This is a genomic window from Nocardia sp. NPDC127579, from assembly GCF_042672005.1.
Lineage (GTDB): Bacteria > Actinomycetota > Actinomycetes > Mycobacteriales > Mycobacteriaceae > Nocardia.
Genome location: NZ_JBHXVZ010000004.1, coordinates 314,013 through 340,300 on the forward strand (window position 1 = coordinate 314,013; position 26,288 = coordinate 340,300).

General features: G+C 68.5%; 24 protein-coding genes and 1 pseudogene. 18 read left to right on the forward strand and 7 right to left on the reverse strand.

The window, feature by feature from the left end:
• Positions 1-101: pseudogene (locus ACFVMC_RS16810) on the forward strand (hypothetical protein); the annotation flags it as partial.
• A 17-nt stretch (positions 102-118) separates the two neighbouring features.
• On the opposite strand, the gene ACFVMC_RS16815 reads toward ACFVMC_RS16810, so the two are convergent.
• Positions 119-1,312 carry a serine hydrolase domain-containing protein gene (locus tag ACFVMC_RS16815; RefSeq protein ID WP_379211141.1) on the reverse strand — a complete coding sequence of 398 codons (1,194 nt, stop codon included), beginning with the start codon at positions 1,310-1,312 and terminating at the stop codon, positions 119-121.
• A 94-nt stretch (positions 1,313-1,406) separates the two neighbouring features.
• On the opposite strand from ACFVMC_RS16815, the gene ACFVMC_RS16820 reads away from it, so the two are divergent.
• Both ACFVMC_RS16820 and ACFVMC_RS16825 read left to right on the forward strand, forming a co-directional pair.
• Positions 1,407-2,231, forward strand: a complete 825-nt coding sequence (locus ACFVMC_RS16820; protein WP_379211143.1) for a serine hydrolase domain-containing protein — start codon at positions 1,407-1,409, stop codon at positions 2,229-2,231.
• Positions 2,232-2,385: 154 nt separating this feature from the next.
• Complete coding sequence (locus tag ACFVMC_RS16825) at positions 2,386-2,922, forward strand: DUF3145 domain-containing protein (RefSeq protein WP_379211144.1); 537 nt, start codon at positions 2,386-2,388, stop codon at positions 2,920-2,922.
• Here ACFVMC_RS16825 and ACFVMC_RS16830 read toward each other — a convergent pair.
• Positions 2,894-3,544 (reverse strand): TetR family transcriptional regulator, encoded by a 651-nt coding sequence (locus ACFVMC_RS16830; protein ID WP_379211146.1) that lies wholly within the window; start codon positions 3,542-3,544, stop codon positions 2,894-2,896. The genes ACFVMC_RS16825 and ACFVMC_RS16830 overlap by 29 nt on opposite strands.
• Before the next feature lie 111 nt (positions 3,545-3,655).
• Between ACFVMC_RS16830 and ACFVMC_RS16835 the strand changes: the two genes are divergently transcribed.
• From ACFVMC_RS16835 to ACFVMC_RS16855, 5 genes are all read left to right on the forward strand, one after another.
• Positions 3,656-4,807 carry an acyl-CoA dehydrogenase family protein gene (locus ACFVMC_RS16835; RefSeq protein ID WP_379211148.1) on the forward strand — a complete coding sequence of 384 codons (1,152 nt, stop codon included), beginning with the start codon at positions 3,656-3,658 and terminating at the stop codon, positions 4,805-4,807.
• Between the two features lie 13 nt (positions 4,808-4,820).
• Positions 4,821-5,570, forward strand: coding sequence for a 3-oxoacyl-ACP reductase FabG (gene fabG / locus ACFVMC_RS16840; RefSeq protein WP_379211149.1), 750 nt, complete (start codon positions 4,821-4,823; stop codon positions 5,568-5,570).
• Between the two features lie 61 nt (positions 5,571-5,631).
• Positions 5,632-6,789: an acyl-CoA dehydrogenase family protein gene (locus tag ACFVMC_RS16845; RefSeq protein ID WP_379211151.1), complete on the forward strand. Its 1,158-nt coding sequence runs from the start codon at positions 5,632-5,634 to the stop codon at positions 6,787-6,789.
• Positions 6,789-7,985, forward strand: a complete 1,197-nt coding sequence (gene pcaF, locus ACFVMC_RS16850) for a 3-oxoadipyl-CoA thiolase (protein ID WP_379211153.1) — start codon at positions 6,789-6,791, stop codon at positions 7,983-7,985. The genes ACFVMC_RS16845 and pcaF overlap by 1 nt, the downstream gene beginning before the upstream one ends.
• Before the next feature lie 8 nt (positions 7,986-7,993).
• Positions 7,994-9,478: a long-chain fatty acid--CoA ligase gene (locus ACFVMC_RS16855; protein ID WP_379211154.1), complete on the forward strand. Its 1,485-nt coding sequence runs from the start codon at positions 7,994-7,996 to the stop codon at positions 9,476-9,478.
• Between the two features lie 16 nt (positions 9,479-9,494).
• Here the strand turns inward: ACFVMC_RS16855 and ACFVMC_RS16860 are convergent, their stop codons facing one another.
• Positions 9,495-10,727: a PucR family transcriptional regulator gene (locus ACFVMC_RS16860; RefSeq protein ID WP_379211156.1), complete on the reverse strand. Its 1,233-nt coding sequence runs from the start codon at positions 10,725-10,727 to the stop codon at positions 9,495-9,497.
• A 251-nt stretch (positions 10,728-10,978) separates the two neighbouring features.
• Between ACFVMC_RS16860 and ACFVMC_RS16865 the strand changes: the two genes are divergently transcribed.
• The 10 genes from ACFVMC_RS16865 to ACFVMC_RS16910 all read left to right on the forward strand — a co-directional run bounded on the left by ACFVMC_RS16865 (position 10,979) and on the right by ACFVMC_RS16910 (position 20,857).
• A complete protein-coding gene (locus tag ACFVMC_RS16865; protein ID WP_379211158.1) occupies positions 10,979-11,737 on the forward strand; it encodes an ABC transporter ATP-binding protein in 759 nt (252 codons plus the stop codon).
• The gene (locus ACFVMC_RS16870; protein ID WP_379211160.1) at positions 11,734-12,456 is read left to right on the forward strand and encodes an ABC transporter ATP-binding protein; all 723 of its coding nucleotides are present in this window, start codon (positions 11,734-11,736) and stop codon (positions 12,454-12,456) included. The genes ACFVMC_RS16865 and ACFVMC_RS16870 overlap by 4 nt, the downstream gene beginning before the upstream one ends.
• Positions 12,457-12,458: 2 nt before the next feature.
• Positions 12,459-13,340 (forward strand): branched-chain amino acid ABC transporter permease, encoded by an 882-nt coding sequence (locus ACFVMC_RS16875; RefSeq protein ID WP_379211162.1) that lies wholly within the window; start codon positions 12,459-12,461, stop codon positions 13,338-13,340.
• Positions 13,337-14,356 carry a branched-chain amino acid ABC transporter permease gene (locus tag ACFVMC_RS16880; RefSeq protein ID WP_379211164.1) on the forward strand — a complete coding sequence of 340 codons (1,020 nt, stop codon included), beginning with the start codon at positions 13,337-13,339 and terminating at the stop codon, positions 14,354-14,356. The genes ACFVMC_RS16875 and ACFVMC_RS16880 overlap by 4 nt, the downstream gene beginning before the upstream one ends.
• Positions 14,349-15,599: an ABC transporter substrate-binding protein gene (locus ACFVMC_RS16885; RefSeq protein WP_379211166.1), complete on the forward strand. Its 1,251-nt coding sequence runs from the start codon at positions 14,349-14,351 to the stop codon at positions 15,597-15,599. The genes ACFVMC_RS16880 and ACFVMC_RS16885 overlap by 8 nt, the downstream gene beginning before the upstream one ends.
• A 149-nt stretch (positions 15,600-15,748) precedes the next feature.
• Complete coding sequence (locus ACFVMC_RS16890; RefSeq protein WP_379211167.1) at positions 15,749-16,855, forward strand: ABC transporter ATP-binding protein; 1,107 nt, start codon at positions 15,749-15,751, stop codon at positions 16,853-16,855.
• On the forward strand, positions 16,852-18,219 hold the full coding sequence (locus ACFVMC_RS16895; protein WP_379211169.1) for an ABC transporter substrate-binding protein: 1,368 nt from the start codon (positions 16,852-16,854) through the stop codon (positions 18,217-18,219). Before ACFVMC_RS16890 ends, ACFVMC_RS16895 begins: the two co-directional genes overlap by 4 nt.
• On the forward strand, positions 18,216-19,127 hold the full coding sequence (locus ACFVMC_RS16900) for a metallophosphoesterase family protein (RefSeq protein WP_379211170.1): 912 nt from the start codon (positions 18,216-18,218) through the stop codon (positions 19,125-19,127). The genes ACFVMC_RS16895 and ACFVMC_RS16900 overlap by 4 nt, the downstream gene beginning before the upstream one ends.
• Positions 19,111-20,055 carry a carbohydrate ABC transporter permease gene (locus ACFVMC_RS16905; RefSeq protein WP_379211172.1) on the forward strand — a complete coding sequence of 315 codons (945 nt, stop codon included), beginning with the start codon at positions 19,111-19,113 and terminating at the stop codon, positions 20,053-20,055. The genes ACFVMC_RS16900 and ACFVMC_RS16905 overlap by 17 nt, the downstream gene beginning before the upstream one ends.
• Positions 20,045-20,857 (forward strand): carbohydrate ABC transporter permease, encoded by an 813-nt coding sequence (locus ACFVMC_RS16910; protein ID WP_379211174.1) that lies wholly within the window; start codon positions 20,045-20,047, stop codon positions 20,855-20,857. Before ACFVMC_RS16905 ends, ACFVMC_RS16910 begins: the two co-directional genes overlap by 11 nt.
• Here the strand turns inward: ACFVMC_RS16910 and ACFVMC_RS16915 are convergent.
• The 4 genes from ACFVMC_RS16915 to ACFVMC_RS16930 all read right to left on the reverse strand — a co-directional run bounded on the left by ACFVMC_RS16915 (position 20,810) and on the right by ACFVMC_RS16930 (position 26,207).
• Positions 20,810-21,742, reverse strand: a complete 933-nt coding sequence (locus ACFVMC_RS16915) for a LysR substrate-binding domain-containing protein (RefSeq protein ID WP_379211175.1) — start codon at positions 21,740-21,742, stop codon at positions 20,810-20,812. The two genes, ACFVMC_RS16910 and ACFVMC_RS16915, sit on opposite strands and share 48 nt — an antisense overlap.
• 114 nt (positions 21,743-21,856) lie before the next feature.
• Positions 21,857-23,299: an NADP-dependent phosphogluconate dehydrogenase gene (gndA, locus tag ACFVMC_RS16920; RefSeq protein WP_379211177.1), complete on the reverse strand. Its 1,443-nt coding sequence runs from the start codon at positions 23,297-23,299 to the stop codon at positions 21,857-21,859.
• A gap of 59 nt (positions 23,300-23,358) precedes the next feature.
• Positions 23,359-24,408 (reverse strand): CBS domain-containing protein, encoded by a 1,050-nt coding sequence (locus ACFVMC_RS16925; RefSeq protein WP_379211179.1) that lies wholly within the window; start codon positions 24,406-24,408, stop codon positions 23,359-23,361.
• Positions 24,405-26,207: a DUF262 domain-containing protein gene (locus tag ACFVMC_RS16930; protein ID WP_379211180.1), complete on the reverse strand. Its 1,803-nt coding sequence runs from the start codon at positions 26,205-26,207 to the stop codon at positions 24,405-24,407. The genes ACFVMC_RS16925 and ACFVMC_RS16930 overlap by 4 nt, the downstream gene beginning before the upstream one ends.
• Positions 26,208-26,288 lie beyond the last annotated feature (81 nt).

A 26,288-nucleotide genomic window follows, 5' to 3' on the forward strand; every position in this document is an offset into this window, starting at 1 on the left:
CCAAGGAGGATGCCGGTGACGCCCGCCGCGCCGCCGATGTGCTCGGAATCCCGTTCTACGTCTGGGATTTCGCCGAACGCTTCAAGGAAGACGTTCGCGACCCGGCCCGCCCGCGTTCTCAGTGCTTGCAGCGCAGCAGCGCCTCGCGCAGATTGCGGCTGCGCACGTCGTCCAGCACGGCCATGCCGAGCCGGTTCATGGTGTACCCGAAGCCCAGCCCCGTCGCCGGGTCGGCGAAGCCGAAGGAGCCGCCGAGACCCGTTGTGCCGTAGGCGCGTTTGTCCGTGCCGAACCGGAAGGTGCCGCGCGACTTGCGGAATCCGAGGTGGTAGCGGCTCTTGGTGTGCAGCACCAGATCGTCGGCGGGCACGTCGTCGGCGGTGTCGGCGGACGAAAGGTATTCCAGGACAGCGTCTTCGATCGGCAGTGCGCCGGTTCCGGCGGCTGCCGCGCCGTAGACCCGGGCCAGCGAGCGGGCATTGCCGACACCGTTGGAAGCCGGGAGCTCGACCTCCAGGAATTCCCGGCGCGCGGCGCGCACCGGTGCGCCGCAGCGCGGATTGGTCAGGGCCGCGTAGGCGTGCCCGCGCTTGGCCGCGATCTCCGCGCCGATCCGCAGTGGCAGATCGCGCTCGTAGCGCAGGATGTCGAGGCCCTCGGTGGCGGCCAGCTGCGCGACGCGTTCGATCGGCTCGGCGGCGGGCAGCCCGATGAAGAAGTCCAGGCCGAGCGGTTTCGCGAAGTCCTCGGCGAAGATTCGGCCCAGGGTGCGGCGTTGCGGGTCGACCCGCCGGACCAACTCGCCCTGGTACAGCCCGAGGGTGATCGCGTGATAACCGTGCCGGGTGCCGGGTTTCCAGGCCGGCCGCTGCGCCGCGAGAATCTCCGCCAGCCCGTCCAGGTCGGCGATCTGGTCGAGCCGGACCACGCGGTCCAATCCGGACAGCCCGCCCTGGTGGTCGATCAGCTGACGCACGGTGATCGAGCCCTTGCCCTGTGCGGCGAACTGCGGCCAGTACTTCGACACCGGCGCTTCGTAGTCGAGCAGCCCGCGCGAGACGGCCGCCGCGACCACGAACGCCGCCATCCCCTTGGTGGAGGAGAACACCGGCACGATGGTGTCGCGCTCCCACGGCCGGGTGCGGCGGCGGTCGCGATGCCCAGCCCACAGATCGACCACCGGGCGATCGCCCGCGTAGACGGCGATGGCCGCGCCGATCTCGCCGTGCCGTTCGAAATTGCGGCGGAAAGCGTCGGCGACGGGGCCGAATCCGGCCGCCACCTCGCCGTGGATCGTGGGGAGCGCACTCATAGTTCGTCGATGGTACCGGCGGTACCGCGTGGCGGTGAGCCGGAATTCGGCCTTGGTGTGCTGCGGCCGGTCAGCGGTCTCGTACGCTCGCGGAGTGCGATCACTCGAGCAGATCAAGGACTGGCCGGTTCGACATGCGGGCGCGGGCGTCGTCACGCCCGCCGGCACGGTGACGGCGGGGGCCACCGACCGGGTGTTCCCGCTGGCCTCGGTGACCAAGCCGCTGGTGGCCTACGCGGTGCTGGTCGCCGTGGAGGAGGGGGCGATCGAGCTGGATCAGCCGGTCGACCTGCCCGCCGCGCCGCCCGGCGCGACCGTGCGTCATCTGCTCGCGCACACCTCGGGCATCGCGTTCGACACCACCGCCGTCCTGGCGCAGCCGGGTGCGAAACGGATCTACTCCAGCGCCGGATTCGATGTGCTCGCGGAATTCGTCACCGAACAGACCGGAATCGCGTTCGACGAATACCTGCGCGACGCGGTCTTCGAACCGCTGGGCATGCGGAATTCGACGCTCGCCGGTTCCGCCGGGCACGGCGCGCGCTCGACCGTGGACGATCTGCTGCTCTTCGCCGCCGAGTTGCTGAATCCGCGGTTGCTGTCCGCGCCGACGCACCGCGAGGCGAGCACCGTGCAATTCCCGGGTTGTGGTGGTGTCCTGCCCGGTTACGGCTCGCAGCGCCCCAATGACTGGGGACTGGGTTTCGAGATTCGCGACGCGAAATCCCCGCATTGGACCGGAAGCGCCAATTCGCCTCGGACGTATGGACATTTCGGCCAATCCGGCACATTCTTGTGGGTTGATCCGGAGATCGAGGTGGCGTGTGTAGCACTGGCCGATGAGAATTTCGGGGACTGGGCGCGGGCCGCGTGGCCGGTATTCAGCGACGGGGTGATCGAAGAAGTGACGCGGGGGTAGTCCACGCTGCACTGTCCAGTGCCGCCACGCGAGAATCGGCAACTTCGCCGCGAAGTAACACCCGTAACATCGGACACTCCAGTACACTCAGGCCACGCCAGCCGGAACGGGTCGTTGGGGAAGACGGTCCTCGTCGACGCTGGAGGTTTACGTGGTGCGTGCATCAAGTCCGTTCGCGGATGTGACGGCGGGTGTGGTCTGGGTCCACTCGTCGCCCGCCGCGTTGTGCCCGCACATCGAGTGGGCACTGACCTCGGCCCTCGGCAGTCCGGCGAAACTGCGCTGGACCGCGCAGCCGGCCGATGGGCAACTGCGGGCGACCTGCGAGTGGATCGGCCCCGCCGGCACGGCCGCGCGCATCGCGCAGTCGCTGCGAGCCTGGCCGGTGCTGCGTTTCGAGGTCACCGAGGAGCCGAGCGAGGGCGTGGACGGCGAGCGCTACAGTTTCGTGCCCAACCTCGGCCTGTGGCACGGATCCACCAGCGCCAACGGCGATGTGGCGCTGGGAGAGATGCGTTTGAGAGCCATGCTGCAAGCCGCCCGGGAGCTCGGCAAGTACAACAGCTACGACCTGGCCGCCGAAATCGATCGCGCCCTCGGTACCGCCTGGGATGACGACCTCGAGGTCTATCGCAGCGGTGAGGACGGCATCGGCGCCGAGATCACCTGGCTGCGTCGCGACGTGGGCTGAGTTCGGCGAATTTCGCCTCGAGGCCGTCCAGGAACGCCTCGAGCGCCAATTCGAAGCTGTCGGAGTCGATTTCCTCGGCCTTGTCGCGCAGCCGGTGGGCCTGATCCAGGTGCGGATAGCGGTCGCGGTAGACCTGGGTGTCGTCGACGAAGCCGCGTGAGAACGAGCCGACCGTGGAACCCAGCACCAGATAGCGGGTCGCGGCGCCGATCATGGTGGCCTGACGGGGTGGCCAGCCCGCCGCGACCAGTCCGCCGTGTACCGCGTTGGCCGCGCGCAATGCCTCGTCGCGCCGGCCGGGGCCGGAAATGGCCAGGTACGGTACGAAATTGGGGTGCCTGGCCAGGGCGGCGCGGAACGAGCGAGCCCAGGAAACCAATGCGGCGCGCCAGTTCTCGCGCTCGAACGCGGAGGCGTCGACATGGCTCATGACGCTGTGCGCGATGTCGTCGAGCAGGTCGTCCTTGGTGGGGTAGTGGCCGTAGAGCGATGCGGCCTGCACGCCGAGTTCGGCGGCCAGCTTGCGCATGGACAGCTCGGCCAGGCCGTCGCGGTCGATCAGCGTCAGCGCGGTGTCGCGGATGCGCTCGCGGCTGAGCAGCGGTACCCGGGGTCGTGCCATGTCCTCGCCTCCTCGACAGCTCGTCGAACTTACCATCGGGCCTTGCCTGACTAACGCCGTTAGGATAACGTCCCGGCGGTAAACCTAACGCTGTTTGGTTCAGGACTGAGAATGCAACTCGATTTGAGCGACACCCATCGTGACCTGCGCGAGCTGGCACGCGCCTGGGTGGACAAGGAAGTCGTCCCGCACGCCACGGCCTGGGACCGGGCCGAGGCGGTCGACCCCGCCATCGTCGGTAAGCTCGGGGAACTGGGGTTCCTCGGCCTCGGGATTCCCGAGGAGTACGGCGGCACCGACGGCGACGCGCTCGCCTACTGCCTGCTGCTCGAGGAACTCGGCCGCGGCGACAGCGCGGTGCGCGGCATCGTCTCGGTATCGCTGGGCCTGGTGGCCAAGAGCATCGCGGGCTACGGCACCGAGGCGCAGCGGCGGCGGTGGCTGCCCGAGCTGTGCGCGGGCCGTGCGCTGGGCTGTTTCGCGCTGACCGAACCGGGCACCGGCTCCGATGCCGCGAGCCTGCGCACCAGAGCCGAACGCGTGGACGGTGACTGGGTGCTGTCGGGTTCGAAGATATTCATCACCAATGGAACTCACGCCGATGTCGCCCTCGTGTTCGCCCGCACGGGCGGGCCGGGGCCGAAAGGCATTACCGCGTTCCTGGTTCCGACGGACGCGCCCGGGTTCACCCGGACCGAGATCAAGGGCAAGCTCGGCCTGCGCGGCCAGGCCACCGCCGAACTGCGGTTCGATCAGGTTCGGGTGCCCGACACCGCGCGCCTCGGCGAATCGGGCGCGGGCTTCCGGATCGCCATGTCCGCCTTGGACAAAGGGCGCATGGGCGTCGCCGCGGGCTGCGTCGGCCTCGCCCGGGCCTGTCTGGAGGCAGCCGTGCGCTACGCGGGGGAGCGCGAGCAGTTCGGCAAGCCGATCGCGCACTACCAACTGGTCCAGCAGATGCTCGCCGATATCGCCGTGGAGACCGACGCGGCTCGCCTGCTGACCTGGCGGGTGGCCGACCTCGTCGACCGCGGGCAGCCGTTCGGCACCGAGGCCTCCATGGCCAAGCTCTACGCCAGCGAGACCGCGGTGCGCGCCGCGAACAACGCGATCCAGGTGTTCGGCGGTTACGGCTACATCGATGAGTACCCGGTCTCGAAATACCTGCGCGACGCCCGCGTGCTCACCCTCTACGAGGGCACCAGCCAGATCCAGCAGCTACTCATCGGGCGCGCCCTGACCGGGGTGAACGCCATTGTCTGACCGGGAGAACCAGATGAAGCAGGTAGCGGTCGTGACCGGGGCGGCCCGCGGGATCGGCGCCGCCTCCGCGGCCCGGCTGGCCGCGGAGGGCGCCGCGGTAGCGATCCTCGACCTGGACGAAACCGCTTGCGCGGCAACGGCCGCCGAAATCGCCGAGGCCGGCGGCAAGGCGATCGGCGTCGGCTGCGATGTCACCGACGAGCGGCAGGTGCTCGACGCGTTCACTCGGATCGCCGCCGAACTCGGGGCACCGGCGATCCTGGTCAACAACGCGGGGGTTCTGCGCGACAACCTGCTGTTCAAGATGTCCGCCGAGGACTGGGACACGGTCATGGGCGTGCATCTACGCGGAACGTTCCTGTGCTGCAAGGCCGCCCAGAAGTACATGGTGGAGCAGCGCTACGGGCGCATCGTCAATACCTCCAGTGTGTCCGCCCTCGGCAATCGCGGGCAGGCGAACTACGCCGCGGCCAAGGCGGGCATCCAGGGCCTCACCCGCACCCTCGCCATGGAACTCGGCCCGTTCGGCATCACGGTCAATGCGGTCGCCCCCGGGTTCGTCGCCACCGAGATGACCGCGCGGACCGCCGAACGCATGGGCGTCACCGCGGCCGAACTACAGGCCAAGACGGCCGCGATCACCCCGCTGCGCCGGGTCGGCCGGCCCGCCGACATCGCCGGGGTAGTCGCCTTCCTCGCCGGTCCGGACAGCGCGTTCGTTACCGGGCAGACCTTGTACGTCGACGGCGGACGCCGTCTCTGAACCCCGATCGGAGGTCCGAGGCGCGCCGTCGCCGCGGCATCCGGCGGAAAGTGAAACAATCATGCGCAGAACAGTTTTCGATACCGACCACGAGGCGTTCCGGGAGACCGTGCGAGCCTTCATCGAGGCGGAGGTCGGGCCCGTCTACGACAAGTGGTACGAGTCCGGCATCGTGCCGCGCGACTTCTACTACAAGCTGGGCGAACTCGGCATCTTCGGCATCGAGGTGCCCACCGAGTACGGCGGCGCGGGCGTCGAGTCGTTCAAATTCCAGGCGGTCCTGACCGAGGAACTCGCCCGGGCCGCCGTGTCCTTCGGTGGATCGAGTGTGCATGTGGCGCTGTGTCTTCCGTACCTGCTCGCCTATGCGACCACCGAGCAGAAGCAGCGCTGGCTGCCCGGATTCGTCAGCGGCGCGACCATGTTCGCGATCGCCATGACCGAACCCGGCACCGGTTCGGACCTGGCCGGAATGCGGACCACCGCGGTGCGTTCCGCGGACGGCGGCCACTACGTGCTCAACGGCGCCAAGACCTTCATCACCGGCGGGGTGCACGCCGACCGGGTCATCGTGTGCGCGCGCACCGCGCCACCGCGCGCGGACGACCGCCGCCACGGCATCTCGCTGTTCGTCGTGGATACGACCTCGCCGGGGTATCAGGTGGGTCGCAAACTGGACAAGCTCGGCCTGAAGGTGTCCGACACCGCCGAACTGTCCTTCACCGATGTCGTTGTGCCCGTGTCGGATCGGCTCGGCGACGAGCACGAGGGCTTCAACTACCTCGGTCAGAACCTGCCGCAGGAACGGCTCAGCATCGCGGTCGGCGGCTATGCGCAGGCCAAGGCGGCGGTGCGATTCGCCCAGCAGTACACCTCGCAGCGAACGGTGTTCGGGCAGGCTGTCGCCGGCTTCCAGAACACGAAGTTCGAACTCGCGGCCTGCCAGGCCGAAGTCGATGCCGCCGAGGCGGTGGTCGACCGGGCGCTGGAGGCGCACGATCGCGGGGAACTCACCGCTGCCAACGCCGCCTCGGCCAAGCTGTTCTGCACCGAGACCGCATCCCGGGTGATCGACCGCTGTCTGCAACTGCACGGCGGCTACGGCTACATCACCGAGTACCCGGTGGCCCGGCTCTACGCCGACAGCCGGGTCAACCGGATCTACGGCGGCACCAGCGAAGTCATGAAGCTGATCATCGCCAAGAACATGGGGCTGTAGTGGGCGCGGCCTATCTCGTCGACGGCGTGCGCACACCGTTCGGGCGCTACGGCGGTGCGCTGGCTCCGGTGCGGCCGGACGATCTGGCGGCGCATGTCCTCGCCGAACTCGTCGCGCGGCACCGCGACGTCGACTGGGCCGCGCTCGACGACGTGGTGCTCGGGTGCGCGAACCAGGCCGGTGAGGACAACCGCAATATCGCGCGAATGGCCGCCCTGCTGGCCGGGCTACCGGTGGACGTGCCGGGTGTGACAGTGAACCGGCTGTGCGGTTCCGGGCTGGACGCGATCGCCTCCGCCGCTCGGGCGGTACGCGCCGGTGACGCGGACCTGATCCTCGCCGGTGGGGTGGAGAGCATGAGCCGCGCGCCGTTCGTGCTGCCGAAAGCCGGTGCGGCGTGGTCGCGTTCGGCCGAGATATACGACACCACGCTCGGCTGGCGGTTCGTGAACCCGCGACTGCGCGACCGCTACGGTGTGGACACGATGCCGGAGACGGCCCAGCACGTGGCGGCGGAGTTCGGCATCGGGCGCATCCAACAGGACGGCTTCGCGTTGCGCTCGCAGCAGCGGACGGCCGCCGCTCAGGAGCACGGCCGGTTCGACCGCGAGATCGTAGCTGTACCGGTCCCGCAGCGGCGCGGCGACCCGATTCCGGTTGCGGTGGACGAACATCCGCGCTCGACCACTCTGGACGCGCTGGCCGCACTGCCCGCGGTGGTGCCCGGCGACTGTGTCACCGCGGGCAATTCCTCCGGCATCAACGACGGCGCGGCCGCCGTGCTGATTGCCTCGGAGCGCGCGGTGTCGCGCTACGGTCTGACACCGCTGGCGCGGGTGCGCGCGGGTGTCTCGGTCGGTGTCGCGCCCCGCGTGATGGGCATCGGGCCCGCACCCGCTACCGAAAAGCTCTTGGCCCGAACCGGTTCGGCGCTGGGCGAAATCGACGTGCTGGAAGTCAACGAGGCCTTCGCCGCCCAATCCCTGGCCGTGCTGCGTCTGCTCGGCCTGCCCGGCGACGCCGAGCACGTCAACCCGAACGGCGGTGCGATCGCCCTCGGCCACCCGCTCGGCGCGAGCGGTGCGCGCCTGGCACTTACCGCCGCACACGAACTCGCCGACCGTGACGCCCGCCGGGCGGTGGTCACCATGTGTGTCGGCGTCGGCCAGGGCATCGCCGTCCTGCTCGAACGATAGGAGTCCTCATGAACGCCACCCTCTCGCTGGCCGGTATTCTCGCTGAACAGGCTTGGCGCAGACCGGATCACATCGCCCTGGTCGAGGGCGATCAGCGGATCGGCTTCGCCGAGCTGTGGCGGCAGGCCCGATCCCAGGCTGCGGCGCTGATCGACCTCGGTGTCCGGCCGGGGGAACGGGTGGCGCTGCTGTGCCCCAATACCGCCGAGTTCCCGCGCGCCTACTACGCGATTCTCGCGGCGGGCGCGGTGGTGGTGCCGGTGCATCTGCTGCTCACCGCGCCCGAAGCGGAATACGTCCTGCGCGATACCGGGGCCCGGCTACTGCTGTGTCACGAGCGGTTCGCCGAGGTGGGCCGTGCGGCCGCCGCGGGCGCGGGCATCGACTGCCTGGACCCGAACGACCTGGCCACCGAGCCGATTCCGACGTTCGTGAGCCGGAGCCCGCTGGATCCGGCGGTCGTGTTCTACACCAGCGGCACCACCGGCAGCCCGAAGGGCGCCGAGCTCAGTCACCTGAATCTGGTCATGAGCGCGACGGTGAACGCCTTCGACGCCAACGAGGTCGGCCCGTCGGATATCGCGCTCGGCGCGCTGCCGCTCTTCCACGTCTTCGGGCAGACGGTGTCGATGAACTCGACCTGGCGGGCCGGGGCGCGACTGGTGCTGCAACCGAGATTCGATGCGGCAGAGGCGATCCGGCTCATGGTCGCCGAAGGCGTGAACACCTTCCACGGCGTGCCCACCATGTACCTAGGGCTGATCGAGGCAGCGGGGCGGGCGGCGGAGCTGCCGGTACTGCGGCTCTGCGTCTCCGGCGCGGCCTCGCTGCCGCAACCGGTGCTCGAACGGTTCGAGCGGCTGTTCGGCGCGTCGATCCTGGAGGGTTACGGCCTGTCGGAGACCTCACCGACCGCGACGGTGAACCAGCCGCGACTGGGCACGAAACCCGGCACCGTGGGCCACCCGGTGTGGGGTGTCGAGGCCGAGATCGCGGATCCCTTCGTGCGGGACCGAATCACCTTGCTGCCCACCGGGGAATCCGGTGAGGTGGTCGTGCGCGGGCACAATCTGTTCAACGGATACCTGGATCGCCCGGACGATACCGCGGCGGTCGTCGTCGACGGCTGGTTCCGCACCGGCGATCTCGGCGTCAAGGACGCCGAGGGCTTCCTCACCCTCGTGGACCGGATCAAGGACGTGATCATCCGCGGCGGCTTCAACGTGTATCCGAGCGAGGTCGAATCGGTGCTGCTTGCGCACCCCGGGATCGCCCGGGTCGCGGTGATCGGGGTTCCGGACGACACCTACGGCGAGGAGATCTGCGCGGTCGTCGTGCCGTCCGGGCCGGTGAGCGCCGCCGAGGTGATCGACTACGGCCGGGCGCATCTGGCCAGGCACAAATACCCGCGCCGGGTCGAATTCCGGACCGAATTGCCGCTCGGGCCGAGTCACAAGGTGCTCAAACGCGAACTGCGCCGCCAGCTGTCCTGAGCGCCGGCGGGGCGCGTCAGTCGTGGCGGGCCTCGTGTAGTTCGATGGCCACCAGCAGGTCGGTCAGGTCACTCAGGTGGCGGAGGTTGCGGCCGGTTAGCTCCTGGATGCGACGGACGCGGTACTTGGCCGTGTTGTGGTGCACGCGCAGTGCTTCGGCGGCTTCGCGGAGATTCATGTCGGCGGCGGCGAAGGCGCGGATCGTGGCGGTCAGCACGCCGCCGCGGGCGCGATCCTCGGCGAGCGCCGCGCGCACGCGGGGATCGATCAGACCGTGTGCGATGTCGTCCGCGCGCAGCATGAGGTAGCGGAACGGGGTCAGCCGGCTCAGGGCCTGGACGCCGCCGGTGTCGGGCGCCAACTCGAGTGCGGCGCGGGCCTGCTGGTAGGCGGCGGGCAGTTGGGCGAGATCGGTGACCACGGTGCTCGCCCCGAACGCGACCGCCAGGCCCTCCGCGCGCAGCGAACGCTCGGTCGCGTCGAGCCGGTCGCAGAACTCCGCGCCGGTAGCGCGCCCCAGCGCGGGGATCGCGACGATCTCCGTACCCCGTACCGCCGCGAGCGTGCGCAGCCCGTTGACCGTGGTGCGGGCGAGGGCGGCGGCCACCACACGCCGCGCGTCGGCCTCCTGCGCGCCGCTGCCGTGCAGCACCATCCCGGTCACCACCACGGTGCTCGCGGCCGCCTCGATGCCGTGTGCCGCCGCGAGCGAGAGCAGCGGGCCGCGCGCGGGCGCGACACCGTCGAGCAGGCCGTCGATCAGCTCGCGGCCGTCCTCGGCCGAAAGATACTGCTGGAACTCCAGATACGCGGTCGCCGCCTGGGTGCTGATCAGATCGCAGTACCGGCTCAGCGGGACCACCATCGACAGCGCCGCCTCGCGGCCCGCCTCCGAATCGCCCGCCTGGGTGATCAGGAGCTTCCAGATCGCCTGCTGTCCGAGGCGGAAGGCATTGATGTAGTCGACCAGGGTGAGCCCGGCATGGGCGCGGCGGGCGGCCGCGCGGCGCGCGTAGGCGATGTCCTCGGCGGTCACCCGGCGCTGATCGAGCAGCGCGCCGAGGCCGGTGCGGCACAGCCGGGTCAGCTGGTCGTGCACGTCGGCCCGGAACGCGGCGTCGCGGGCGGCGTAGCCGGGGATCTGGGTCATGATTGCGGTGGTCCCGGCCTCGGCCATCAGGTGCGCGCGATCGAAGACCCGGCTGACGATCCGGGTGCGTTCGGCCAGCATCGTGGACGAACCGGGCAATTGTGATCCGCCTGACATATCGGGCGATTAATCCACGTCCGGTGGTCGGTGTCAACGTGAGGATGCTCCGCGATAGCTGACGCCGGACTGTCCGCATCGGACAAAGCCGCGGCCCGAAGTTGGTCCTCCGCGTCCGATGTGCGCCTCCACCAGCGGTTTTAGTCTTTCCAAGACCATCAGACCGCGTCGCAACGCCGCCGGTTTCACAGCTCGCCCGCAGTCCACTCCCTGAGACGCGGGCTGGAGGACACATGCTCGACATTTCCCGGTTGACGCTGCGTTTCGGCGGCATCACCGCACTCACCGACGTCGGATTCCAGGTCGCGCCAGGGGAACTGGTGGGCCTGATCGGCCCGAACGGGGCGGGCAAGACCAGCCTGTTCAACTGCCTCACCAGGCGCTACACCCCCGAGGACGGCACGATCACCTTCCGCGGCGCCGATCTGCTGACCGCCCGCCCGCACACGCTGGCCGAACTCGGCATCGGACGCACCTTCCAGAATCTGGGCCTGTTCCCGCGTATGTCGGTGCGGGACAACGTGCTCGTCGGCGCCCACCATCGCGGCCGCACCGGTTTCGGCGCCGCCGGTCTGCATCTGCCGCGGGTGCGGTCGGAGGAGCGGACCCTGCGCGCCGAGGCCGACGCGCTGCTGGCCCGGCTCGATCTCGCCGACGTCGCCGACCGGCCCGCCAGCGGCCTGCCGTTCGGCACCCTGAAACGGATCGAACTGGCCCGGGCGCTGGCCGTGCGTCCGCGCCTGCTGCTGCTCGATGAACCGGTGAACGGCCTCAGCCACGGTGAGGTCGGCGAATTCGCCGCGTTGGTGCGCGCGTTGCGTGCCGAGCTGGATCTCACGGTCATCGTCGTCGAACACCACATGGGTTTCGTCATGGGGCTGTGCGACCGCGTCGTCTGCCTGGACTTCGGGCGCGTCATCGCCGCGGGCACACCGCAGCAGGTACGCGAGCACCCGGAGGTCATCGCCGCCTACCTGGGCACCGCGGCATGAGCGGGCCGTTTCTCGATCTCACCGATCTGCACGCCGGATACGGTGCGGCGCGGGTACTTCAGGGCGTGAGCCTGGCGGTCCGGCGCGGAGACGTATGCGCCATCCTCGGCCCCAACGGGGCGGGTAAGACCACGCTGCTGCGCGCACTGAGCGGCATGGTGCGCACCACCGGCGCGATCCGGCTCGACGGCGCCGATATCGCGGGCCGCAGCCCCGAGGCCATCGCACGCCGAGGCGTCGCCCACGTGCCCGAAGGGCGCGGGACCTTCGGCCCGCTGACCGTCGAGGAGAACCTGCGCCTCGGCGCGTTCACCCGGCGGGACCGGCGGGCCGTGAACGCCGACCTCGAGCGGGTCTACGGCTTCTTCCCCGCCCTGCGGGACAAGCGCCGGGAACCGGCGGGCGGGCTGTCCGGCGGCCAGCAGCAGATGCTGGCGATCGGCCGTGCCCTCATGCTGCGCCCGCGCCTGCTGCTGCTGGACGAGCCGTCGCTCGGACTCTCGCCCCTGGTCACCCAGGAGCTCTTCCGGCTCATCGCCACCATCAACGAACAGGAGCGGATCACCGTGCTCGTCGTCGAACAGAACGCGCACCTGGCACTGGAGATATCCAGTCATGCCCACGTGCTGGAAACCGGGCGGATCGTGGTGTCGGGCACGGCCGCCGAAGTCCGCCGCGACGAGCAGGTCGTGCGGTCCTATCTCGGATACCGGGTGTGATCGTGAGCGGATTCCTGCAGCAACTCGTCGAAGGACTCAGTGCCGGAGCCATTTACGCGGGTCTCGCGCTGGCCCTGGTGCTGATCTACCGGTTCACCGGGATCGTGAACTTCGCCCAGGGCGAGCTCGCCATGTTCTCGGCATTCCTGGCCTGGCAGTGCGTCGAGAGCGGCCTGCCGTTCTGGCTGGCGCTGCCGGTCACGCTGGCGGTGTCCTTCGCCGGCGGCATGCTGATCGAACGCGTGGTGATCCGGCCGGTGGAGGGCGGGGCCGAACTGACGCTGGTGATCGTCACGGTCGGCCTGTTCTTCTTCGTCAACGCGGCGGCCGGATGGATCTGGTCGTATCAGGTCAAGGCGTTCCCGAACCCGTTCCCGGACGGCGCGTTACGCGCCGGCGGCGTGAGCGCGGGCTACGGCAGCCTCGGTGTGATCGCCGTCGTCGCGGTCGTCATGGGCCTGCTGTATCTGATGTTCCGCTACACCCGGATCGGACTGGCCATGCGCGCGGTGGCGTGTAATCCGGCCTCGGCCCGGCTGGTCGGGATCCGGGTCGGCGCGGTGCTCGCGCTGGGCTGGGGCCTGGCCGCGCTGGTCGGCGCGGTGTCGGGGGTGCTGTCCGCGCCCCTGCTGTTCCTGGAGCCGAACATGATGGGCGGCGTCCTGATCTACGCCTTCGCCGCGGCCACCCTCGGCGGATTCGACAGTCCCGGCGGCGCTCTCGCCGGCGGTCTGATCGTCGGAGTCGCGGAGACCCTGGCCGGCGCCTACGTCGATTTCATCGGCACCGAGCTGAAAATCGGTGTGCCACTGGCAATCATCCTCGGTGTGCTGCTGCTGCGGCCACAGGGTCTCTTCGGCACGGCGGCGGTGGAACGGGTATGAGCATCGGAGAACTCGCTGTGGCACAGTCGAAATCGCTATTCGGCCGGATCCTGGCACATCGCCGCGCGCTCGCGCTCATGATCTTGGCGGCGGCGGCCTGCTACGCGCCCATGCAGCTGTCACCATTCCACACCTTCCAGCTCAGCATGGCCATGGTCTACGCCATCGCCCTGCTCGGACTGAATCTTCTGGTGGGACAGGCCGGTCAGATCTCGCTCGGGCACGGCGCCTTCCTGGCGATCGGGGCCTACACCGCGGCGGTGCTGCTCGACCGCTGGGAGATGCCACACCTGCTGACCCTGCCGGCGGCGGCGGCCGTGTGCTTCGCCCTCGGGCTGGCGCTCGGCGTGCCCGCGCTCCGCCTGCGCGGGCTGTACCTGGCGCTGGTCACCCTGGCCATTGCGATCTTCCTGGTGCCGTTGCTGAAACGGTTCGAATCGGTCACCGGCGGTTCGATGGGCCTGACCCTCGACAAGCCGGTGCCGCCGCTGTGGACCGGGCTCGCCGAAGACCAGTGGCTGTACTACCTGTGTCTCGCTGTCGCCGGGCTCTGCCTGCTGGTGGTGGCGGGCCTGCGGCGTTCCCGAGTCGGCCGGGCGCTCAACTCGATCCGGGACAACGAGACTGCCGCCGAGATCATGGGCGTGCGCCCGGCCCACTACAAGACCCTCGCCTTCGCCTGGAGCGCCATGCTGGCCGGCGTCGCGGGCTGTGTCTACACCTGGGTGATCGCCTACGTCTCACCGGATTCCTTCGCGGTGGGCCTGTCGATCACACTGCTCGCCGGGCTGGTGGTCGGCGGCCTCGGATCGGCGTGGGGACCGCTGCTCGGCGGTCTGTTCGTGCTGTTCGTGCCGAGCGTCGCCCAGGACCTGAATCAAGCCGCGCCGGGCGCGGTGTTCGGGCTGCTCATCATCGCGGTCATGTACCTCGCGCCCGCCGGGCTCGCCGGGCTCGGCGCCCGCGGCGCGCAGTGGATCGACATCCTGGTTCGGAAGGGGAAAAGCAATGCGTAACAAGGCGATTCGCATCGTCGGCGCCACGGCGGCGGTCCTGCTGGCCGTCACCGCGTGCGGTGGCCGGGGCGATACCGGCGGTTCGGTCGGCAGCGGCGAATGCCGGGGTCAGCAGACCACGGGGATCACCGACACCTCCCTCACCCTGGGTGGCGTCTACCCGCTGTCCGGTGCGGCGTCGGCCTACGGCGAGATGCCCAAGGGCGTCAAGGCCTACTTCGACTTCGTCAATGCCGAGCAGCATGGCATCGGCGGCCGCACCGTGGAGTACCTGGTGCGCGACGACGCCTACCAGCCACCCAAGACCGTCGAGGAGACCCGCCGCCTGGTCGAGCAGGACCGGGTGTTCGCGCTCTTCCAGACCCTGGGCACGCCCACTTCGTCGGCGGTGTGGGACTACACGAACCAGCGCAAGGTGCCGCAGGTGTTCGTCGCGGGCGGGGCCACCAAATGGGGTGCGGACACCGAACATCCGTGGACCATCGGCTGGCAGCCGAGCTACCAGGCCGAGGGCCGCGCCTTCGCAGAGTACGTGAAACAGCAGCGGCCCACCGCAACTGTCGCGGTGCTCTATCAGAACGACGACTTCGGCAAGGATCTGCTCGGCAGCTTCGAGCAGGCGCTCGCCGGCAGCGGCGTCCGCGTCGTGGCCGAACAGAGTTACGAGGTCACCGACCCGACCGTCGACCCGCAGCTGCGCAATCTGGCCAACTCGAAAGCCGATGTACTGCTGAGCATCTCGACGCCCAAATTCGCCTCCCAGGCGCTGGCCGGGGATGCGCGGAACCCGGAGTGGAATCCGCTGCACATCCTGTCCATGGTGTCGAACTCGCGCACGGTGCTGAAGCCGGTCGGCTTCGAGAACGTGCAGGGCGTGGTGAGCGCTGCCTACAGCAAGGATCCGGCCGATCCGCAGTGGGAGAACGATGCCGCCATGCGGTTCTACAAGGAGAAGCTGGCGAAATACGCGCCTGGTGCGGACCCGACCAACCAGTACACCGCCGTCGGCTGGGCCGCCGCCCAGAGCTTCCACAAGGCCATGGACGCGGCGAAATGTCCCACCCGGGAAGGGCTCCGGGACGCGGTGCGGTCACTGTCCGGAATCGAGATCGATCTGCTGCTGCCCGGTGTGACGCTGAAAACCGGTCCGGGCGACGCGTTCCCGATGGAGGCGCTGCGCATCCAGCGCTTCGACGGCCAGCACTGGACCATGGCCGGTGACCTGATCGAGACCGGCAAGTAGTTCCGCTCCCGACCCGCCGCGGCGCCGATCCGGTGCCGCGGCGGTGTCGTCTTATCGGGCGATCGGAATCGCCTATCGCCCCCGCATCCACGGAGCGCAAGGGCCCAGACTTCGGTGTGTACCAGCCGTTCCCGACCCGAGGAGCCCCGGTGGCCCGGCTACACATCGACGCGGTCTCGAAGACCTACGGCACCGAGTTCGCGGTGCGTGAGGTGAGTCTCGATATCGCCGACGGGGAATTCCTGGTGCTGCTCGGGCCGAGCGGGTGCGGCAAATCCACGCTGTTGCGCATGATCGCGGGCCTGGAGCAGCCGAGCGCAGGACGGATCCGGCTGGACGGCACCGACATCACCGACAGTGCACCGCAGAGCCGGAACCTGGCCATGGTGTTCCAGAGCTACGCGCTGTACCCGCATCTGACGGTGGCCGAGAACATCGGCTTCCCGCTGCGGGCCCGGCGGCAGCCGCGCGCCCGCATCGCCGCACGCGTCACCGAGGTGGCGCGCACCCTGGAACTCTCGGCACTGCTGGGCCGGCGGCCCGCGGCGCTGTCGGGCGGGCAGCGGCAGCGAGTCGCGCTGGCGCGGGCCATGGTTCGCGATCCCGGCGCGTTCCTGATGGACGAGCCGCTGTCGAACCTCGACGCCAAACTGCGCAGCGCCACCCGCGCCGAACTCGTCGCACTGCACCGCCGCCTGGGCGCCACCTTCCTGTACGTGACCCACGATCAGGTGGAGGCCATGACCATGGCCACCCGGATCGCGCTGCTGGACGCGGGGCGGGTGCAACAGGTCGGCACCCCCGAGGAGCTCTACGACCGGCCCCGCACCGCGTTCGTCGCGGGCTTTCTCGGCGCGCCGCCGATGAACCTGTTCCCCGCGGTCGTGTCCTCGCGCGACGGCGGGTTGCGGGTGCTGTCCGAGGGCGTCGACCTCGCCCTGGACATCACCGCGGATTCCGGCGAGGACACCGCCGTCCTCGCCGGAATCCGCCCGGAGCACCTGCGGCCGGATCGTACAGCCGGCGCGGTGCGCGGGCTGGTGCGCATGGTGGAGAACCTCGGCAGCGAGGAACTGGTGCACCTGGACTGCGGTTCGAACACACTGTGCGCCCGGCTGCCCCGGCCCGCGGGCCTGCGCGTCGGCGACACCGCCGCGTTCGGGGTCGACCCCGACCACCTACATCTCTTCCACCCCGAATCCGGCCTGCGCCTGACCTGGCGCGAGCAGAGCACACCCCTGAGGAGAATCTCGTGACACGCACAGCGCCCCTGCTGGGCCTGGTGCTCGCCACCGTCGTAGCGGTCAGCGGCTGCGGATTGAGCGGCAGCACGGCCACCGATACCGGGTCCACCGGACAGGTTCCCGAACTGCAACCCGGACAGCGGGTTTCGATCGTCTTCGAGTCCTACAACTACGGCCTGGCAGGTGCCTGGACCGACACCTTCAACGCGCTGATCGCCGACTTCGGCGCGAAGTTCCCGAATATCCAGGTCACCGCGCAGAAGCCGCAGGGCAACAGCCCCAACCCGGCCACCGACACCATCTCCAGCATTCAGAACCAGTTGGTCGCGGGCGCGCCGCCGGATGTCGCCCAATTGGGTTTCAGCGATCTGGATTTCACGATCGGGCAGTTACGCGCGAAACCGCTGGACAGCCTGTTCGGCGCGTCGGAGGTACAGCGGACCTTCGACGGCCGCCTGCCCTATCACGAGCGCGCCGCAACCCTCGACGACCGGGACGGCCACACCTACGGTGTTCCGTTCGTCTTCTCCACGCCCGTCCTGTATTTCAACGCCGACCTGTTCACTGCGGCCGGGCTCGACCCGAACCGCCCGCCCGCCACCTGGCAGCAGGTCGCCGAAGCCGCCCAGGCCATCACGGCCAAGACCGGCAAGGGCGGGGTCTACATCGACTGCCTGACCAAGACCGCCAAGGACTGGTGCTTCCAATCGCTGGTGCGTTCCAACGGCGGACGGGTGATCTCCGAGGATCGGCGCACACTCACCTATGCGGACGCACCCGCGGTCGAAGTCGTGCGCATGGCACAGGATCTCGTCACCAGCGGCGGCATGCCGAAGCTCGCGCAGAAGCAAGGCTACGAATCGTTCGTCCGCGGCGAGATCGGCATGATCCTCGAAACCAGCGCGGTGCAGGGCACTTTCGTCGCCGGAGCCAAGGACAAGTGGGATCTGCGCTCGACCGTCATGCCGCGGTTCGGCGACAAGCCCGCCGTACCCACCAATTCCGGTGCGGGCCTGCACATTCTGTCCGCAGATCCGGCCGAGCAGCGCGCCGCTTGGGAACTGATCAAGTTCCTGACCAGCGCGGAGGCGTATGAGCGGATCGCGAAGAACATCGGATACCTGCCATTGCGCACCGGGCTGCTGGCCCCCTCCGAATCGCTCGGCGCCTGGGCGGCTGCGAATCCGTTGCTGGGCCCCAACGTCGCGCAATTGGACGGCATGGAGCCGTGGGTCGCCATGCCCGGCAACAACTATCTCCAGATCCGCGACGGCATGATGGACGCGGTCGAAGCCGCGGTGTTCCAGGGCCGCGATCCGCAGGCGACTCTGGCCGACGCCCGCGCCGAAGGCGCGAAACTCCTTCCGGTCCGATGAGCTACGCCGACATGCGGGATCTGCGGGTCGTCCAGCTCACCGACACCCACGTCCGCGTCGCCGGTGAGCTGCTCTACGACACCGTGGACACCCACGCGAATCTCACTCACATCCTGGACCGCCTGCGCGGCAGCGGCCCGATCGACGCCCTGGTGCTTTCCGGCGACCTCACCGACAACGGCTCCGCGGCGGGATACCGGCGACTGAAGACCGCGGTGGAACCGGTGGCCGCCGAACTCGGCGCGGCGGTGCTGTACGTGATGGGCAATCACGACGAGCGGATCGCGTTCGGCGTCGAATTACTCGGGTACGCACCGGGATCGGTGTCGGCGGAGCAACCGCACGATCAGGTCGTCGAGGTCGAAGGGCTGCGCATCATCGCGCTGGACAGCACCGCGCCCGGCCGGCACGTGGGTCTGCTCGACGACGCGCAACTGGTCTGGCTGCGTGAACAACTACGGCGACCCGCGCCGCGCGGCACGCTGCTGGTGCTGCACCATCCGCCGCTGCCCTCCGCACTGGCGGCCGCCGAACTGCTCAACCTGGATCAGCCGGTCCGCTTGGCCGCCGCGGTGGCGAACACCGACGTGCGCCTGATCCTCTGCGGACACAACCACATGACGGCCGCCGGCCTGCTGGGCGGTGTCCCGGTATGGGTCGGCCCGGCCGCCGCCTACCGCTTCGACGCCATGCCGCTGACGGGCCGAATGCGCGCCGTGCAGGGCTTCGGTTACAGCCGCATCGATGTACTCGGCCTGGACGTCGTGGTGAGCGCGGTGGAAGCCACACCCGCGCCGCTGATCTACGAGCGATCCGAGGCGGACATGCTCGCTCACCTCCAGGCGATCGACACGGTGGATCCCAGCCGAGCGCACGCCGGGAGGATGGGTGATGTTCGTCGTCGATGAGAACGTCGCGGTGGCAATGGTTCCCGAGGCGCCGCCACCGCGGCGGCCGTGGGCGCGCAGGGTGATGCGCGGCGGTGTGCCGTATCTGTATCTCGCGCCGGCTCTGATCCTGCTGGTGGTGTGGACCTATCAGCCGCTGGTTCAGGCGTTCCAGTTGTCCACCTATTCGTGGAACCTGCTGCCCAGTTCGCCGATGACCCCGGTCGGAGCGGCGAATTATGAACGGCTGCTGGAGCTTCCGGCGTTCCGCGGGTCGCTGGTGCGGACCGGTGTGCTCATCGCGGGTCTGCTCCCGTTCACGGTGTTGCTGCCGGTGCTGGTCGCGCTGGCCAGTCGTCGAGTTTCCGGTCGCGCCCGAACCGTCTATCACGCCGTGGTTTTCGCACCGTTCCTGGTCGCGCCGGTCGCGGCGGCGGCGGTGTGGCGCTGGTTGCTGCACCCCGGCACCGGGTTCGTCGGTCGAGTGCTCGGATCTCAGCGCAACTGGGTGTTCGAGTCAGGAAGCGCGCACGGGGTGATCATCGGGATCTCCGGCTGGCAGCTGCTGGGGTTCGCGGTGCTGGTGGTGTGGGCCGGATTGGCGGGGATCAGTGCCGATTACGACGAGGCGGCCCGCGTCGATGGGGCGAGTCCGCGGCAGATCCGGCGCTGGATCACCCTGCCGCTGCTCCGCCCGACGCTGATGTTCCTGGTACTGACCACCGTATTGCTCACGCCCACACTGACGTTCCCGCTGATCGATGCGATGACGCAGGGCGGCCCGGCCCAGGCCACCACGAATATCTACTACCTGCTCTGGGACTACGCCTTCCACAGTTTCGACGCCGGAATCAGCGCCGCTGCGGGCGTACTGCTGTTCCTGGGCTTCGCGGTGATCGCCGGAATCCTGGTCTGGATCTCGGAAAAGGTGTCCTTCCATGACGATTGACCGGCTTCGGACGGCTGCGAGTCACCTGCTGCTCACGATCACGGCGTTGGTGTGCGCATTCCCGATCTACTGGCTGTTCGCCACCTCGCTGCGCCGCCCCGAGGACGTCACCTCGCTGGCGCCGATCCCGTGGCCGCTGTCGGTCGAGAACTACGCCGACGCCGCGCACAAGGTCGACATCGCCGGACTGATCGCGAATACCTTTGTCGTGGCGGTGCTCTCGGGGAGCGGGCAGTTGCTGATCGCGCTGCTGGCGTCCTACGCCTTCGCGATGTACACCTTTCCGTTGCAACGGCTGCTGTACCTGGCGTTCATCGGCACCTGGCTGGTTCCGTTCCAGGTGACCATGCTGCCCAACTACATCGTGCTCACCCGGCTCGGGCTCATCGATTCTCTGCTCGGCGTGGTCGTTCCGACTCTGTGCTCGGCGCTGGGCGTGCTGCTGCTGCGCCAGCATATGGCGGCGTTCCCCAAGGAACTGATCGCCGCAGCCAGGATCGACGGACGCTCCTCCTGGTCGATCCTGTGGACCGTGGTGGTGCCGAATCTGCGGCCCGCCCTCGCCGCGCTCGGCATCCTGCTCTTCATCAACGCCTGGAACGAATACTTCTGGCCCGCAGTGGTTTTGCGCCGCTCCAACAGCGTGCTCCAGCTGGGGCTGCGCAGCTTCATGGGCACCGAGGGCGACCAGTGGGGTCCGCTGATGGCAGTGGCGAGCCTGGCCTGTCTGCCGGTGCTGGTGCTCTACCTACTGCTACAGCGTCAGATCGTGAACGCCTTCGTCCGTTCGGGGCTGAAATGATTCCAGGCAGTCCAGGAACAGCGTGGTCGCCGGATTCGTGGTTTCGGCCCGCCACACCGCGTACAAGTCCAGTGTCGGAACCGGATTCGAGAGCTTGACCGCGACCGGGCCGTCACCGTGCCCGCCCAGACCCATCGACACCGCCCGCGTCACTGACGCGAACCCGACCAGCGGGCGTACCGACACCATATGCGCGGTCGCGCCCGGGTCGTCTGCGTGCCGGGACACCGTCAGCGAGATCCGATTGTGCGCCGCTGCCCGGAAGATCGAGTCGTACATGGCCGGGCACTGTTCCCGTGCGAACAGCACGCACTCCTGATCCCGCAGCTCCGCGAACGGCACACTCGCCCGTTCGGCCCAGCGGTGCCGCCGCCCCACCACCGCCACCAGCGGCATCCGCTCGAGCAGCCGCCGATAGCGGAACTCCGACGTGCTGGGATGCCCGTAGACCAGGGCGATATCGAGCGCGCCCTCGGCCAGCGCCGTCAACTGCGGTCCGGTGCGCTTCTCCCACAGCGATACCGCGATATCGGGATGCCGGACGGTCATCCGCGCCAGCGCTTCCGGCAGCACATGCCGGCTGGCGGGCAGGTTGTAGCCGACGTCGAGGGTGCCCGTGCGTCCCGCCGCCGTGGCCTTCGCGGCGAGCGCGGCCCGCTCCAGCTGCGCGACGATCTGACGGGCCTGAAGTTCGAACTCCCGGCCCGCCGCCGTCAACCGCACCTCGTGCGAATTACGTTCCACCAGCAGCACATCCAGCGCCGACTCCAGCTTGCGCAGTTGCGCGCTCAGACTCGGCTGGGTGATGTGCAGGCGCTGCGCGGCGCGGCCGAAATGCAGTTCCTCGGCGATCGCCAGGAACGAAACGAGATGCCGGAATTCCATGCCGCCTCCTACCGGGTACCCGTGAGGGTAGCCACGACAGATAACACCGGGTGAATCGGCGACACACGGCGGCCGGCGCGACGGTGGCGGGTCGGCCCGCCACCGTCGGCTCGGTCAGGCCCGGACTTCGGAGCGGTCACCGCTCCACAGCGTGTGGAACTTACCCTCCGCGTCGATCCGCTCGTAGGTGTGCGCGCCGAAGAAGTCACGCTGGCCCTGGGTCAGCGCGGCGGGCAGGCGCTCCGCGCGCAACGCGTCGTAATAGGACAGCGACGACGCGAACGCGGGCACCGGAATACCCAGCAGCGTCGCCGTGGACACCACGCGCCGCCAGCTGTCGATCGCGGTCTCGATCGCCTCGCGGAAGTACGGCGCCAGGATCAGGCTCGGCAGCTCCGGATTCGCCGCGTACGCCTCCTTGATGCGGTTGAGGAACCGGGCCCGGATGATGCAGCCGCCACGCCAGATCGTCGCCAGATCGCCCGGCTTCAGATCCCAGTCGTACTCGGCGCTGCCCGCCGCGATCTGATCGAAACCCTGTGCGTAGGCGACGATCTTGGAGGCGTAGAGCGCCTGGCGGATGTCCTCGGTGAACTGGCCGACATCGGTGGGCTTGGCGGCCAGGGTACCCGAGGCCAGTCCGGCCGCGGCCTTGCGCTGCGCCCGCGAACCCGACAGGGCGCGCGCGAACACGGCCTCGGCGATGCCGGTCACCGGCACACCGAGATCGAGCGCCGACTTCACCGTCCAGCGGCCCGTGCCCTTCTGCTCGGCCGCGTCCACGATCACATCGACCAGCGGCTTGCCGGTCTTCGCGTCGACCTGGTTGAGCACCTCGGCGGTGATCTCGATCAGATAGGACTCCAGCTCACCGGCGTTCCAGTCGGTGAACACGTCCGCGATCTGCTTGGCGTCGAAGCCGAGCGCGTCCCGGAACAGGTTGTAGGCCTCGCCGATCAGCTGCATGTCGGCGTACTCGATGCCGTTGTGCACCATCTTCACGAAGTGACCCGAACCGTCCGGTCCGATGTGGGTGCAGCACGGGACGCCGTCGACCTTGGCGGCCACCGATTCCAGCAGCGGGCCCAGCGACTCGTAGGACTCCTTCGGGCCACCCGGCATGATCGCGGGCCCGTTCAGCGCGCCCTCCTCGCCGCCGGAGATCCCCGCGCCGACGAAGTTCAGTCCACGCGCGGCCATCGCCGCCTCGCGGCGGATGGTGTCGGTGTAGAGCGCGTTACCGCCGTCGATGATGATGTCGCCCGGCTCCATCGCCGCCGCCAGCTCCTCGATCACCGCGTCGGTGGCCTCGCCCGCCTTCACCATGATCAGCACGCGGCGCGGCTTCTCCAGCGCTCCCACGAACTCCTCGATGCTCTCCGTCCGCACGAAATCCCCGTCACCCCCGTGCTCGGCCAGCAACGCATCCGTCTTCCCGACACTGCGATTGTGCAGCGCCACGGTGTACCCGTTCCGCGCGAAATTCCGCGCGATATTGCTGCCCATCACCGCCAGCCCGGTAACACCGATCTGCGCGCGCGCCTGCGAGGTCCCCATGAAGTGCCTCTCTCCTTCAGGTGTCATGGCGTGGCCGTGCGAACCGCGCCCACCCTTTTCTACCCGGTCGCGCCCGCACCCTGGACATCGGGCACGTGATGGTTCGGGATGCTGTGGATCAGGTCGGCGAAGCGGTTCAACTGCTCCAACCGTGCCGGCTCGAGCGTGCGGTCGAAATGCATGACCTCGTTGCGGACATGTCCGGTGTGTCGCAGGTCGTCCAGGAAGTCCGCCTGCGGAACACCGTGCCAGTTCAGTGCTTTCCAATTCACCTCGGGTGTCAGCAGTTTGACGTACCCGCCGAACATCAGGTGATCGATGCGGTCCGAGGGTTTTCCCTTGTACTTGGCCCCGGCCTTCGCGATCTGCGTTCCCGAGAACACCGGTCGCAACCGATCCCGCAACCCGCGCTCGATGGTCCCGATCAGAAAGAACGGCCGGCTGATCTGTTCGAATCGCGCCGCTACGTCGGAAGCTGTCACGATTCCGGTCAGTTGTCCGTACTCGTCACGGACGATGCAGAATCCGTGTTCCTGGATCCACGGCATCACCGACTCCAATGTCGTCCCGACTTCGGTGACCGGACTGTTGGGATCCGTCGCGCAGAGCAAATCGTGTTTCGAGCCGGTGGCGTACATACGGCCGATGGATCCCCAGCTGACGATGCCGTGCAATCTGTACAGCTCGTCGATCACCGGGATCTGTGAGTACTTGTATTTCATCATCGTCAGAACCACGGATTGCAGGCTGTCGCCGGGTTTGGCGGACACGAGCCCGCTGCGCGCAGATTCGAACGCGCTGAGCCGCATCCGGTCCATCGGCAGCGTCGAGGGCTGTTCCTCGGCGGGAACGGGTTTACCGGGACCGCTGGCCGCCGCGACCGCGGTGTCGGCTGGGGCCGCCACGACGAATCGCAGCGGGACCTCCGATGCCGCGTCGTGATAGACCGGCTCGGTGCTCAACCCGGCCGCCGCGAGCGCCGTGTCGATTCGTGAGATGTCGGCCGGTCGACGCACCCGGACGCCGAACATCTCGAGCAGCTGCCCAACCGTCAGCTCGGTGTCCTGCAATGCCGTGATTTCCGCCGCGGAAGGGGTTTTCGCGGTCACGCGCCCGCCTCGTCGTCACCGCGGACAACTCGCTTGCCCAGCACCGATTCGATCAACGTCAGCAGGCGCGCGGAGCGATCCGCATAGAACCCGGCCCAGTCGTCGGAATGCAGGGTTTTCGGTTCGATCAGATGGGTGGCGACCACATCGTCGAACCAGGCGTTCGGAGAACCCGCGGTGGCGGCCAGCACCGGGAGCGAGTCCGACGGCGCGTTGGCCGTGAGCAACGCGGCGCGATAGGACATCGGGGTCTTGTTGACGATCGAGTTCATCCGGACATCTGCCCGACCGGGCTGGGCAAACCATGACTTGGGGAAGATCGGACGAATATCGACGTTCCCGCCGATGACTGTTTCCCGCCCGATCGTGCCTTCGGTATGGAACCAATCCACCGCGCCCTGGCGCATGAGCAGGGCATGAATTCCCTTGTACGCCGCACTGTTGCGTGTTCGCAGGGTGTCCAGGCGCTGTTCTCGGAAGGTGGCCTCGGTGAGCGTATCCGGCATCGCGGCGCCCGGCTGCTGTACCCAGGCGAGTACCTGCTCGACATCCCGGGAAAATCTGGTTTCCGTCGCACCGCCGTACATTTCGCCGAGCACGCCGGACCAGTACCAGTCCACGATGCGCTGTTCGGTGTGCTCGGTCCAGGCGTCGGCCGACAAGAGCAGCGCGCGGATGGCTGCCAGCGGAACCAGCTGTGACCGGTACGGCACATCCTCGGCCGTGAAGATACATTGACGCGCAAGGAAAGTCCCCACCCAGGCGAACGCCTCCTGCAGCTTCGGCGCCAATTCGACATAGGCTGTCAAGGGCAGGTTCAACAGATCGCGGCGTTTGCACGCGACCGCGGCCGAGCGCCCGGCCTGCTTGCTCGCATAGGTGTGCACCAGTGCGATCGACTGGAGGAAATCATTACTGGTCAGGCCAGGGCCGCCGGGGCTACCGAGAACCGGATGTTCTTGGCAGAGTGTCGAACTCGTCTCCGCCCAGCTGCGCGCCAGATCGAAATCCGCGCCGGTGGCCGCACGGAAATCGCGATCGCCCGCATAGGTCGCGGTGAGCAGTTCGAATACGGTGAGTACGACGCCGCCGGTATTGACGCGTTCGAAGACCGAGCACACCGCTTCCTTGACGGTCGCCGCGGGCAGATTGATGGTGGGCACCAGAAACTGATCCACCGACTTCAGGATGCTCTCTTCGAAGTCGTGCCACAGATCCCAGTTGTCGGTGGCGATCAGATAACGCTTGCGCCACTCCGCGCGGCCGACTGTGTCGAAGACCAGATTCAGCGGGAAGTAGCCGCTCGCGCGTTCGGCATCGCCGGTCTGGAGGTCGAGCCGAAGGCGTTTGACCGAACGATCGAACAGTTGCCGGTTCTCCGGCACGGATATGATCGCGTCCTCGCGATCGGCGCCGTCCGCGACAGCATTGGCGATGTCGATGTAGTACCAGAGACGTTGGGGCCGCCCGCGGCTGTCGGTGGTGTCGACCGGGCGAGTCCGGCGATAGAGCGCTTGATAGAGCGAGGTCATTCGCTGCTGACCGTCGAGCAGTAGATAGTCCGGAACGCCGGCGTTGTCGGTGTCGACGCCGGCGATCGCCCGGGGCTGGAACTGGGGATGCCCGCCGGTTTCCAGCTTCATCACCACGCCCAGCGGGTAATTCTGGGTCACCGTCGCGATCAGTCCCTTGATCCGCTCATCGTCCCACTTCCATTCGCGTTGGAAGTTGGGCAGTTGGATGCGGCCTGTCCCGACATCCTCGAGCAGTGTCCCGAGGAACGGATTGTCCAGTTTCACCCGGACCCCTTTCTAATACGATGTCATCCAGCCGTGCGGCCGACCCCGCCGCATGCCATTGTGCGCGGAATGCGCCCGCCC